The organism is Priestia abyssalis (assembly GCF_002019595.1).
Lineage (GTDB): Bacteria > Bacillota > Bacilli > Bacillales > Bacillaceae_H > Bacillus_BA > Bacillus_BA abyssalis.
The window spans coordinates 5,498,091-5,510,366 of sequence record NZ_KV917369.1; the positions used below are offsets into that span (position 1 = coordinate 5,498,091).

Genomic DNA, 12,276 nt, shown 5'->3' on the forward strand with positions numbered 1-12,276 from the left:
GCGCTTCCTTGAACTTCTCGGTCCTTTTTGTCCTCCTTTTTGAACACATACTACAGGAAAACCTTCTCCGTCAAAATCTTACGGTACGTCGCTAAAGGGTAAAATTCTTCAACTAAAAAAGAACCTTCAAAGAATCGATTCATTTCATCGAATTCTCCTGAAGGTTCTTTATTTTCCCACTTCCGCTTTAGACAATGCTAACTACACACAATCCCTAAAAAGAGCGGATTTCCTCAACCGCCATTCAAAAGAAAAGCTTTCATCCTCTTCATAGAACTTCATGTAACGCATCAATAAACGCTTTCGTTTCTTCTTCTTTCCCAATTGATACGCGTAAAGATGTCGGCAGCCCATACCCTTTCAGAACCCGGACAATAATTCCTTTTTGAGCCAATTCTTGGAAGAGATGCTCTCCATTCATGTTAGTATCTACATAAACGAAGTTACCATTTGATCGAATGTACTCAAAGCCTAATTGCTCGAATGCTCCATAAAGAAGCTGTTTCCCTTCTTCATTCAGCTGTTTTGATGCCTGGACATGCTCCAAATCATTCAAACTTGCGAGCGCTCCTGCTTGTGCAATTCCATTAACATTAAATGGCGGACGCACATGGTGAATGGCTTCTGTTAATACCACACTGCCTATTCCATATCCAATACGGGCGGACGCAAGGGAATAAATCTTAGAGAATGTACGCACGATGAGAATATTTTCGTAATCGGAAATATATTTGACGGCTGTCGAAAACTCTGGGTCATTGGCGTATTCATAATACGCCTCGTCAATAATGACGATGATATTTTTTGGTACACGTTTTAAGAAGGCTCCCATTTGTTCGTCCGAAATAATGGCTCCTGTTGGATTATTGGGATTACAAAGGCATATCATTTTTGTTTTTTCGGTAACAGATTGAAGGATTCCCTCTAAATCTGTGTCCAGCTGTCCTGACATAGGGACTTTGACAGGAACAGCCCCCATTAAATGAGCGGCTGCTTCATATTGAACAAATGTAACAGTCGGCATGATGACCTCATCTTCAGGTTCCAAAAATGTTTGAGCAGCCAAATTAATCATGTCATCCGCTCCGTTTGACAACAAGACTTGCTCGCGTTGTACACCTTCCTTGCTTGCGATCACTTCTTGAAGCTCTTCTCCCCTGGAACTCGGATATAAATTGGATGCTCTTATCGCTTGTTCCATTGCTTGAATGGCCTTGGAAGAAGGACCAAATGGATTTTCATTAAAGGAAAGCTTATATACGTTCTCTTTTTGCAGTATTTTTTTTAATTCTTCAACAGGATAGTCAGCCATCTGACATACATAAGGAGTTAAATTAGGATAGACCTTCCGAACTACCGTTTCAATATTCATCGTTTATTCCTCATTTCATGGATATTTTTAATAGGGCTTCCCAATTTCATCTGCCCGCTGCACAGCTTCTATCACCATTTGAGGTAACCTCAAATGGCATATTCGCCACATCTTCAATCGTCACAGCCACTTTTCTGAAATCCTCCCATTGGCTTGACGTTAATTCTTTTATTCCCATTTCGACAATCCGATTTCTTGATAATAATGTTCGTTTGGGACGCTTCCCCTCCGTACCAAAGTGAACATTCCAATGATAGACCGCATTTATCTAAACTTTGATGGAATATTTCTTCAATAATTTCTAAGCTCTTCTTCCATCTGATTAAAATGGATTTTTTCCAAACTTCCCGATCTAATCTCCCGCTTCTTTTAACACATTAGACTCTCAAACATATTGAGCGGGTCTGACTGTTACTTTCATCTCCCCACACCTTTTCTGAATTAAACGAAAATTGAATGTTTATTTATAAATATAAATATCTCTATATGATATGTCAATATAGTATTTGAATAACAAAACATATTAAAGAATAAATATAAAATAATTTGAATGGATTATCTTGATTTATAATAAAGTTTATTTTTTTCATATATTTTTTAAGAGGGTTATCATTATCTAGGAATATAAAATTAAAATAATCGTGTGATTTTTTTAGTCTCGACAAAATGTATTCATCCACGAGCAGAAAACCGATGAAATTCATTTACAACCCAAGAAGAAGAAGCTACCATTATAATCAAAGTCGATGTCTATTTATAAAAATTGAGGTTTTATGCCCCTGTAGAGCGGGATAAAATACACTCGAAGCATTATGACTAAAAATCAAATATCAACTAAGGAGGATCTTTTTTATGACAATGTATAAAGCTCTTACAATCGCTGGTTCTGATAGCAGCGGGGGTGCTGGTATTCAAGCTGATTTAAAGACATTCCAAGAGCGTGGAGTTTACGGGATGACTGCTCTTACGACCATTGTGGCAATGGATCCATCTAACGGATGGTCGCACAGTGTTTTTCCTATCGATGTCGAAACATTGCGTGCTCAATTAAAAACCATTATTGAAGGTATAGGAGTACAGGCCCTTAAAACAGGGATGCTCGGTTCTGTTGAAATCATTGAATTGGCCGCTGAAACCATTGACAAACATAAAATTCAAAACGTCGTAGTCGATCCGGTTATGGTTTGCAAAGGTGAAGATGAGGTACTGCACCCGGAAACAGCAGAAAGCCTGAGGGATGTCCTTGTTCCAAGAGCGATAGTGGTAACACCGAACTTGTTTGAAGCCGGGCAATTAAGTGGGATTGGAACTATTCGTACCATTGAACAAATGCAGGAAGCGGCAGTGAAAATTCACGAACTAGGCGCCAAGTATGTCCTTATTAAAGGCGGCGGCAAATTACAGCACGAAAAAGCCGTAGACGTCCTTTATGATGGAAAAACGTTTGATATTTTAGAGTCTGATCGTATCGAAACAACCTATACTCACGGAGCAGGATGCACTTATTCTGCAGCTATTGCTGCTGAATTAGCAAAAGGCCAGCCTGTCAAAGAAGCCATTTTAACAGCAAAAGCCTTCATTACAGAAGCTATACGTCATTCTTTTCCATTAAATCAATATGTGGGTCCTACAAATCACGGAGCTTATCGCAACTATGCAGAAGGCAAAACTGAAGAAGCTGTCAACAACTAAAAACTTAGATCAAATAAGCCAATAAAAAGGCATCAGGAAAATCCTTGTTTTCGCTGGATTGTCCTGATGCTCTTTTGAGATGGAGCTCCTTAATTCAGTTGATTTGCCTTAAGGCTTGCTAATCCTCTTTCTACAATATTCCCCAATGTTACCATGAGAAGATTATGAAGTGTAAATCTTTTGACAGTTTATGAACGATTTTCACTTCATTCTACAAAGAGAAAAACCCCCTCTTCCATCGAAGGGGGTCAACCATTTTCACTTAGCGCTTTCATAATAGCCTTTGCTACACCATTTTGATTTTCATGATTTGTAGCGGTAACCATATGGCACATTTGTTGAATGTCCTCTGGTGCATTTCCCATCGCAACTGCTCTTCCTACTACTTTAAACATGGAAATATCATTATAGCTATCACCGACAGCCATGGTTTCCGAGAGAGGAATTTCCTTTTTTTCAACAAAATTAGATAAAGCAATGCCTTTTTGAGCGTCGATATGGGTTATTTCCAAGTTTTCAAAACCTGAAGAACTCACTGCTATTTGCCCGTTCTCTTGTAATTTCTCTTCTGCTTCAGCAAGCCTTGTGCCATCAAAAGAAAAAGCCAACAGCTTATATATTTCAATCTCTTCATCCTCAAATAAAGAGGCATAACTTTCAATCAAATGGACTCTGCCCTTTTCAAAGCGCTCTTTTGCTCCCTCTAACGCTTTTTCGTAATCCTGCTTTTCATTGGCGCTCATAAAAATGTCTAAAATGACAGACAACGCTTTTTCATAGTCCTCTGAATATGTACCCCGGTTGGTATACACTTCGAAATAAACATCCAAGCTCTTCAGCAATGAAGCAATGTTTTTTGCTTCATGACTGTCCAGAGGGATAGAATAAAGCTTTTCTCCTTCAGCAGAGCGAACTTCCGCTCCATTCACGCAAATAATCGGACAACTAATGCCGGCCTCCTCTAATACAAAATGTGCCTCTTCATAGGAACGCCCTGTTGCAACGACCACCTCTACACCCTTTGACTGTGCTGCACGAATAGCATCTGCATTCTCTTCACTTATCGTATGGCGGGTATTTACTAACGTTCCATCCATATCACTTGCAATACATTTAATCATCCAGTACACCCTCTTTCTACTTTCTGTCGCTATATCTCGATAACTTCTCTTAAATTTTTACTCTCTATGTGTTCTTATTTCCAAAAAATTAAACATCATTTTATCTTATTTTTCCATTATAACACCTTTACTATTTATTCTCATGGTTGGCGCTTTTGGCGTATTAGAACTCATACAATAAAAAACACCGCTTCTCTTTTGGATTTTCATTTACCCAATAAGAGAAACGGCGCTTTCTTTTTTATTTTCATCATTGTGTTTACATTAAAACTTATTTTTCCTCTACTAGCCTTACAAGCATATGAGCAAGCATATGCTGCTGCTCCTTATTCCCTGATTTCCATAACTCTTGAAGCAGCTTCTCTTCTCTATTTTTCGGTTCTACATTGGCAGCCAAATAACCAGCTACCTTTTCTGCTGTTTTAGCGAGCTGCTCTTCGCCTAACCCCAATTTTTTACCCAGTTCTACTTTTTCGCTCAAATAGCTTTTAAACGAATCAAAGTTGGCTGTAATTTCTTCAATTTTTTCGTCACCCATACGGTGAATGGCGCCTTCTACTTGATTTGTTTTTACTTGTCCGTCTTTCTCTACTACGTGTTGTTTTTCCATCATAACCTCTCCTCACTCCTTGGAATTTTCTTTCTTTTTTTCTTTACTACTAATGAAATAACCGCTTTTTCTATCGATTAAACATAAATTGAATGTAGGCAAAAGAAATAGGGCTTTCATCTTTGGGAACAAAATATTCTAACTCACAGCATGATTCTGTAAAATTCAAACATCAAAAAAGACACTGTTCAAAGTGCCTTTTTTGATTCGTTGTGACGTTTAGGTTTGCTCATAAATCGGAATCCTTATTTTAAATGACGTTTTTTCTTCTGAAGAATCCAGATTAATTTCTCCTCTATATTTTCTAACCATTTCTTGTACAATAGATAAACTTTGCCCTCTCGCTTTTCCCTGCTTCCTATTCTTCGTTAAATACCCCTTTTGGAAAATCCGGTCTTTTTCTTCTTCTGCAATGACATTTATAGCTATTAAGATTAGCAGCATCATGACAGATAGGCTAATAATAGCTTTTAACTTTCTATTTCTAATATAATTCATAAGGCTCTCCATTAATTCCAGCAAAAACAGTATCGGATGCGGATAAAGGCATTCAATGACTTTCCCCGCCATTATCCTACTGCATTTATCTTTTTCTAGATTCTCTTCAAGTAAGATGCTGATTTTAAAAGTTTTTTGTTCATTCGTGCAGCTTAGCTTTTCAGTTATTTCATTCCTTTACTTTAGCGAGTACATCTTTTCCGCCTGTTACAGAAATAACTGCCCCTGTAATGAAATCTGATTGTTCCTCACATAAAAAGCAGATGGTTCTGGCAATATCTTGACCGGTACCGGCACGTTGAACAGGTGTTGCTTCATCCATTTGCGCTTTTGCCTGTTCAATACCTGCTTCCTTCCACTCACCGATGATATCTCCTGGACATACCATGTTGACCGTAATTTTATTTTTAGCCTCCTCCAGTGCCAATGTTTTCGTCAAGGATACCAGGCCTGCTTTAGCAGCTGCAAATGCTGAACGATATTTCCAGCCAGGGGCTGTTTCCGCTCGATCAAAACCAATATTTACAATTCTGCCCCACCCTTGTTTCCTCATGAAGGGAATAATCAATTTACATAGGTAAAATACGCTGTTTAAATTGCCATTAATCATATAATTCCATTCTTCAATTTCGTAATCAATCATTCTTTTTCGTTCAAATACATACGGGCCTGCATTGTTCACTAAAATATCGATTTGTCCAAAATACTCTATGGCTTGTGAAACCATTGATTGACAGTCTTCAAATCGGGAAATATCCCCTTTGAGAACCAATGTTTTAATGCCATATGTTTTTTCTAATGAAAGGGCTAATTCCCTCGTTTTTTCCTCGCTGTTTACATAGTTCAAAATAAGATTGGATCCTTTGTCTGCCAGCTCTATAGCTGTCCGCTTACCCAGTCCTGTCCCGCTTCCTGTAATAAAAGATACGCTCGTTTGATTCAATGATTTCCACCCTTTACAAACACAGTTTTGGTGATATCAAGATACATTTTTTCACACTCTCTCATTATAGCGAGCAGACAGAACAGAAGAAAGTTTTAGGGTTTGGATCTGTTCATTCAACAAATCGTTAAATTTGTCACTAAGTTTATAACCTTTTCCTTGTATGTTCATGATTCCAAATCAGTAAAAGGAACTTTTCCTCGCATTAACAGACAGTAAGACCTCCACTGATGGAAGTTTCCTTTATTTTTTTATAAAACTGATTATTTAAAGGAAATTGTTGTTTTAAATAGAATGTTTAGTAAACCTAAAAATATTGTATGTAATTGTAAGATTTAATGAATGACAGATTATAATTTCTTAATATAGTAAAGGAGATTTATGATGTTAAATTGTCGAGAAGATGTTTTATCCTTTACAAAACAGCTTGTAAACATAGAGAGTATTGTCAATACGGATGGGGAAAAAGTCATCGCCCAAGCGTTGCTTACCCTTATTTCTTCCTTTCCCTATTTTGCCGAAAATCCTTCACATGTAACGAAAGTTCAGACGGTTAATGATGAACGCGAGCGTTATAATGTACTGGCCTTTGTAAAGGGAACCAAAAAAGAAAGCCACAAAACCATCATTTTAATGGGTCATATGGATACGGTAGGAATCGATGATTTCAATCAGTTACAGACACAGGCATGCAACCCCGATGACCTAATGGAAGCTTTGAAACACGAGGTCCTTCCGCCGAATATTCAAGAACATTTACAATCAGGGGATTGGTTGTTTGGCCGCGGGGTACTTGATATGAAGAGCGGCGTTGCCAGCCATCTTTATCTTTTAAAATATTATTCGGAACATCCGGAAGAGTTAGAAGGGAACCTTGTACTTGTTGCTGAATGTGATGAAGAAGATGGTTCACACGGTATTCTCTCGGCCCTTAAAGTATTAAAGAACTGGAAAGAAGAACATGGCTTTGATTATATCGCAGCCATTAATGCCGACTTTGTTTCTCCTCGTTTTGAGGGTGATCAAAACCGCTATATCTATAAGGGAACCGTCGGAAAGCTGCTGCCTTCTTTCTTTATTACAGGGGCAGAAACCCATGTTGGCTCTTGTTTTGAAGGATTAGACCCAAATCTGATTGCAGCTGAACTTACCAACCAAATCAGCTATAATCCTGAATTATGCAACGAGGCCTATGGAGAAGTGACAGTTCCGCCAGTTTCCTTAAAGCAAACCGATTTAAAACCTTCTTACACTGTACAGACCGCGTTATCTGCCTATGTTTACTATAACTTTTTCATTTACTCATGGACGCCTAAAGAAGTATTAGAAAAGTTAAAAAAACAGGCTGAAATCGCTTTTGATAAAACTCTTTCTTTATTTACGGAACGATATAAAACGTACAGTGAATTAAGTAGCGAGCCTTACCAGCCTATTCCATGGCGTTCTCGTGTCATGACTTATGAGGAAATGCATCAGCAGCTTCTCAGTGAACATGGATATGTGTATGAAGAACATATGGACAATTTTAAAGAAAAACTGCTTTTAGATGTATTACTGGACACTCGTATGTTTGCTGCAAGAGTAGTAGAAGAAGCCTGGAGATGGGTGAAAGATAAGAGTCCGGCCATCATCCTTTTTTACTCGTCTCTTTATTCCCCAAGAATCGAGATGACGGGAGAGACGGAAAAAGAAAGAAACTTAATGGAAGCATTAGATCAAGCGATAGCTGATATCCAACCAACTTACCAGCAACCCATTATATCAAGGAATTTCTTCCCTTATATTTCAGATATGAGTTTTGTTGCCTTAAGCGATGATGAGGAATCCATCCAAGCGGTTTCCGATAATAATCCGGGATGGGGAACGAAGCATTATGTAGATTATCAAGATATTCGCGATATCAATGTACCCGTCATTAATATCGGCCCTTACGGCTTAGATGCCCATAAAAAATTTGAGCGCATGGAAATGACTTATTCATTAGAGATCGTACCGAATTTAACTCATAACGTAATCAAAAATTTACTGAAGTGATTGCCCCCCCTAAATATGAACGATACCGCTATATACCAATCAGGCGGTTATGATACGTTCATTTTTAGGGGCTTTTTGTGTTCCTTAAACTTTACTCTAGAAAAAGTGATTCTTTCTTGCTTTTTTATTGCAATATGAAAAGGTTTTGATTAAAATAAAGTACGTGCAAGCGATTGCGCTAAACTTTCACTAAAAAGATGAGTACATAGAATAGTAATCATCATAATTTTACACCTTTTATTTTTCACTATAAAGAAAACGGATACACAAGGAGGAGGAATTACGGATGAAAAAGATGAAGTTTGCTTCATTTGACTTCTGGCAAAAGTTTGGTAAGGCTTTATTGGTTGTCGTGGCAGTAATGCCTGCAGCTGGGATTATGATTTCCCTAGGTAAATTAATAGGTATGTCTACAGGAGATATATCATTTTTGCAAACGATTGCACGAGTCATGGAAGACATCGGTTGGGGAATTATTACGAATTTACATGTGTTATTTGCTGTTGCTATTGGAGGATCTTGGGCAAAAGAACGGGCTGGAGGTGCCTTCGCAGCTTTAATCGCATTTGTATTGATTAACCGCATTACAGGATCTATTTTCGGTGTAAACGGTGCCATGTTGGCAGATCCTGAAGCTACTGTAACATCTTTAATCGGCAGTGAACTAGTAGTAAAAGATTACTTTACATCAATTCTTGGTGCCCCTGCCTTGAACATGGGGGTATTCGTAGGGATTATCTCCGGTTTCTTAGGAGCGAATCTATTCAATAAATATTATAATTATGATAAATTGCCACAGTCTCTTTCATTTTTTAACGGTAAACGATTCGTACCATTTGTGGTTATCGCAGGTTCTGTTGTAACCGCTATCGTATTATCATTCGTTTGGCCTTTTGTTCAAGGAATGTTAAACGACTTTGGACGTTGGATTGCATCATCTCGTGATACAGCTCCAATCATTGCTCCATTTATCTTTGGTGCATTAGAACGTTTACTATTGCCTTTTGGATTACACCATATGCTTACTGTTCCAATGAACTATACAGAACTTGGCGGAACATATACCATTTTAACAGGTTCAAGTGCTGGACAAGCAGTAGCAGGACAAGATCCATTATGGCTTGCTTGGATTGCAGACTTAAATAATTTCCTTGCGGCTGGCGATACTGCAAGCTATAACCAATTATTGAATGATGTGACTCCTGCACGCTTTAAAGTAGGACAAATGATCCTTTCTTGTGCATCTCTACTTGGTATTGCATTTGCCATGTACCGTAACGTTGACAAAGATAAGCGTTCAAAATATAAATCTATGTTCTTCTCTGCAGCGTTAGCCGTATTCTTAACAGGAGTTACAGAGCCAATCGAATTTATGTTCATGTTTGCTGCTCCAATCCTTTATGTCGCTTATGCAATCATGACGGGTTTGGCCTTCGCTATCGTTGATATTATCGATATTCGCGTTCACTCATTTGGAATCATTGAGTTATTAACTCGTACTCCAATGATTGTAAAAGCCGGTCTTTGGTTAGATCTCGTAAACTTTGTAGTAGCTTGTCTTGTATTCTTTGGATTGAACTTTGCCGTAGCAAATTTCATGATCAAGAAATTCAACTTCCCTACACCAGGCCGTGCAGGTAATTATATCGAAGAAGAAGCAGTTTCAGCGGTACAGGGCAGTACAGCAACAAACGACCATTCTCTTGCTACAACAATTATTGGCTTATTAGGCGGACAAGAGAACATCGAAGACGTGGATGCTTGTATGACTCGCCTTCGTGTTACAGTAAAAGATGCCAATGCCGTTGCTGCAGAACAGCAATGGAAGCAACACGGTGCGCTTGGATTAATCGTAAAAGATAAAGGGGTACAAGCGATTTATGGGCCAAAAGCAGATGTATTAAAATCTAATATTCAAGACCGCCTGGGAGCATAAGCTATGAAGCTTTTAACGTTGAATTGCCATTCTTGGCAAGAAGAGAATCAACTGAACAAAATCAAACATTTAGCTGAAACCATTCAAGAAAAATCTTATGATGTCATCGCTCTGCAAGAAGTGAGTCAATCTATTGCTTCTCCTGTCGTATCCGGGCAATTAAAAGAAGACAACTTTGCTCTTGTTTTACTGGGAGAACTACAAAAGCTCGGAGTGACGGATTATGAGATCATCTGGGATTTTGCTCATATCGGTTATGATATCTACGAAGAAGGACTAGCCATTTTAACGAAGCATCCCATTACCAGAGATAAATCCTTCTTCATTTCTAAAAATGAAGATACAAACTATTGGAAAACTCGAAAAATAGTGGGTGCTCAAATAGAATATAACGGTAAGCTCGTTTCCTTTTATTCTTGCCATCTCGGATGGTGGGAAGATGAAGAAGAACCGTTTCAGCAGCAGCTGGATTCTCTTCTTCAGCAAACGAAACAAGAAACACTCACTTTTTGGATGGGGGATTTCAATAATAACGCGCTGATTCGAGGAGAGGGATATGATTATATCTTAAAGCAAGGTTTATATGATACGTATCACCTGGCAGAAAAAGCTGACAGTGGTATAACCGTAAGAGGAAAGATTGCCGGATGGGATCAAAATAAGCAAGATTTACGAATTGATTTGATCTTAACGAATCAACCTATTTCTATTTTATCTTCAAATGTGATTTTTAATGGGGCAAACAAATTGGTTATTTCTGATCACTTTGGAGTAGAAATTCATGTAAAGCAATGATAAAGAGGCTGGACCAGAAAGATAAAATTTATCCTTCTGATCCAGCCTTTCTCCATTTACTTTTGACCTTCAGCTATTTGCTCAATTTGATGTTGAATATCTTCTCGAATTTTATTCACCATCTCGAAATTCATTGCCTCAATATAGATGGCTTCCAATTCATCACGCAGCGACTTTACCCCAGCTAAATAAGAAATTGCTTCCTTCATTTTAGAGGAGTATTTACCGGAGACATCCGCTAGCTGTTCAGCATACTTTTCATCTGTCCCTGGAGTCACGATGGCCTCATACATATCGATGATTTCATCAGATTCCCTTTCTGGAAAGTACTCATGCGGTGCCGTGCTATCGAAAATAGCGAAGCCCAATTCTCTTACGATTACCATATCCAAACTGTTTGGATCAAATCCGCAATGATAGATTTCTACATCAAAACCATTTTGTTCTGCGCGGGCTGCAATCTTTTTCAACATGGTGGATTTCCCTGAGCCCGGACGTCCTTTAATGAAATAGCGTTTTGTAACATCTTCCGTTAAATTAGGAACAAAATCCACTGCCCCTTTCGGTGTAGCGGCCCCGAGGAAACGGTGACGAACATCCGCTTTTTTATCTAATGTTTGACCTTGGAAAAGTTGATGAAGAAGTTGTTCCGTTAAAGCATTCGCTTTTGAAAAATCCATATTTTTAATGTAAATTTTTTCCCAATCATCATGGATGTGCAAGGCTTGAGCAAAACAGTCATAAGCCTTCTGGAAAGCCGCACTGATCCGTTCTGTATATTGCATGATTGTGTCTTTTTGTGCAGCAAGCTGTGCAGAGTCCCAAGCAGTACCTAAATTCACATAGTCCTCTACCGCTCCGGGACACTTTGGCTCAATTACATGAGGAGCTGTACCATCTACAATGGCTACTTTCAACTGTTCAATAATGACTCCGTCAATTGAATTATTGTCAGACGAGCAGTGTAAATACTGAACATCATATCCTTTACGGTTCCATTCGGCTCCAATGTGCTTCATTAAAGAAGACTTACCTGTACCCGGTCCGCCTTTTAAAATAAATAGCCGATCCATCCCCGCAAGATTTGATTCGTATAAGCTGTAAAACCCCCGCGCCGTGTTGCCTCCAGCATAATAATTGAGGATCTTTCCATTCATCTCAACCGCCCCTTTTCCATGAAAGTCAAAATGCATAGTCACATAGACTAACATATGATGGGGACGGCCGATGGGTGAAAGCCCAAATTAAAAAGGAAGACCCTTTAAGGCCTTCCCT

General features: G+C 38.6%; 11 protein-coding genes. 4 read left to right on the forward strand and 7 right to left on the reverse strand.

What is annotated here, in order from left to right:
• Positions 1-268: 268 nt before the first annotated feature.
• Together hisC and BK575_RS29450 are read right to left on the reverse strand one after the other, a co-directional pair.
• Complete coding sequence (hisC, locus tag BK575_RS26325) at positions 269-1,372, reverse strand: histidinol-phosphate transaminase (protein WP_078414471.1); 1,104 nt, start codon at positions 1,370-1,372, stop codon at positions 269-271.
• 46 nt (positions 1,373-1,418) lie between these two features.
• Entirely contained in the window at positions 1,419-1,550 is a 132-nt protein-coding gene (locus BK575_RS29450; RefSeq protein WP_268877750.1) for a hypothetical protein, read from the reverse strand.
• 674 nt (positions 1,551-2,224) lie between these two features.
• On the opposite strand from BK575_RS29450, the gene pdxK reads away from it, so the two are divergent.
• Entirely contained in the window at positions 2,225-3,064 is an 840-nt protein-coding gene (gene pdxK, locus BK575_RS26330) for a pyridoxine/pyridoxal/pyridoxamine kinase (RefSeq protein ID WP_078414472.1), read from the forward strand.
• Between the two features lie 248 nt (positions 3,065-3,312).
• Here the strand turns inward: pdxK and BK575_RS26335 are convergent, their stop codons facing one another.
• From BK575_RS26335 to BK575_RS26350, 4 genes are all read right to left on the reverse strand, one after another.
• Positions 3,313-4,185, reverse strand: coding sequence for a Cof-type HAD-IIB family hydrolase (locus BK575_RS26335; protein WP_078414473.1), 873 nt, complete (start codon positions 4,183-4,185; stop codon positions 3,313-3,315).
• 271 nt (positions 4,186-4,456) lie between these two features.
• Positions 4,457-4,798 (reverse strand): DUF3243 domain-containing protein, encoded by a 342-nt coding sequence (locus tag BK575_RS26340; RefSeq protein WP_078414474.1) that lies wholly within the window; start codon positions 4,796-4,798, stop codon positions 4,457-4,459.
• A gap of 216 nt (positions 4,799-5,014) precedes the next feature.
• Positions 5,015-5,293 carry an ATP-binding protein gene (locus BK575_RS26345; RefSeq protein WP_139368110.1) on the reverse strand — a complete coding sequence of 93 codons (279 nt, stop codon included), beginning with the start codon at positions 5,291-5,293 and terminating at the stop codon, positions 5,015-5,017.
• 169 nt (positions 5,294-5,462) lie between these two features.
• Positions 5,463-6,236 carry an SDR family oxidoreductase gene (locus BK575_RS26350; protein ID WP_078414476.1) on the reverse strand — a complete coding sequence of 258 codons (774 nt, stop codon included), beginning with the start codon at positions 6,234-6,236 and terminating at the stop codon, positions 5,463-5,465.
• A gap of 384 nt (positions 6,237-6,620) precedes the next feature.
• On the opposite strand from BK575_RS26350, the gene BK575_RS26355 reads away from it, so the two are divergent.
• The 3 genes from BK575_RS26355 to BK575_RS26365 all read left to right on the forward strand — a co-directional run bounded on the left by BK575_RS26355 (position 6,621) and on the right by BK575_RS26365 (position 11,001).
• Entirely contained in the window at positions 6,621-8,270 is a 1,650-nt protein-coding gene (locus BK575_RS26355) for a M20/M25/M40 family metallo-hydrolase (RefSeq protein WP_078414477.1), read from the forward strand.
• A gap of 295 nt (positions 8,271-8,565) precedes the next feature.
• The gene (locus BK575_RS26360) at positions 8,566-10,206 is read left to right on the forward strand and encodes a PTS transporter subunit IIBC (RefSeq protein ID WP_078414974.1); all 1,641 of its coding nucleotides are present in this window, start codon (positions 8,566-8,568) and stop codon (positions 10,204-10,206) included.
• Between the two features lie 3 nt (positions 10,207-10,209).
• The gene (locus tag BK575_RS26365) at positions 10,210-11,001 is read left to right on the forward strand and encodes an endonuclease/exonuclease/phosphatase family protein (RefSeq protein ID WP_078414478.1); all 792 of its coding nucleotides are present in this window, start codon (positions 10,210-10,212) and stop codon (positions 10,999-11,001) included.
• 56 nt (positions 11,002-11,057) lie between these two features.
• Here BK575_RS26365 and BK575_RS26370 read toward each other — a convergent pair whose 3' ends face one another.
• Entirely contained in the window at positions 11,058-12,158 is a 1,101-nt protein-coding gene (locus BK575_RS26370; protein WP_078414479.1) for a PRK06851 family protein, read from the reverse strand.
• Positions 12,159-12,276 lie beyond the last annotated feature (118 nt).

Excerpts from the sequence above, each read along its gene's own strand:
- pdxK (WP_078414472.1), top strand. The coding sequence starts at position 2,225 with ATGACAATGTATAAAGCTCTTACAATCGCTGGTTCTGATAGCAGCGGG.
- BK575_RS26335 (WP_078414473.1), bottom strand. The coding sequence starts at position 4,185 with ATGATTAAATGTATTGCAAGTGATATGGATGGAACGTTAGTAAATACC.
- BK575_RS26355 (WP_078414477.1), top strand. The coding sequence starts at position 6,621 with ATGTTAAATTGTCGAGAAGATGTTTTATCCTTTACAAAACAGCTTGTA.
- BK575_RS26360 (WP_078414974.1), top strand. The coding sequence starts at position 8,566 with ATGAAGTTTGCTTCATTTGACTTCTGGCAAAAGTTTGGTAAGGCTTTA.
- hisC (WP_078414471.1), bottom strand. The coding sequence starts at position 1,372 with ATGAATATTGAAACGGTAGTTCGGAAGGTCTATCCTAATTTAACTCCT.
- BK575_RS26370 (WP_078414479.1), bottom strand. The coding sequence starts at position 12,158 with ATGAATGGAAAGATCCTCAATTATTATGCTGGAGGCAACACGGCGCGG.
- BK575_RS26345 (WP_139368110.1), bottom strand. The coding sequence starts at position 5,293 with ATGAATTATATTAGAAATAGAAAGTTAAAAGCTATTATTAGCCTATCT.
- BK575_RS29450 (WP_268877750.1), bottom strand. The coding sequence starts at position 1,550 with ATGGGAATAAAAGAATTAACGTCAAGCCAATGGGAGGATTTCAGAAAA.
- BK575_RS26365 (WP_078414478.1), top strand. The coding sequence starts at position 10,210 with ATGAAGCTTTTAACGTTGAATTGCCATTCTTGGCAAGAAGAGAATCAA.
- BK575_RS26340 (WP_078414474.1), bottom strand. The coding sequence starts at position 4,798 with ATGATGGAAAAACAACACGTAGTAGAGAAAGACGGACAAGTAAAAACA.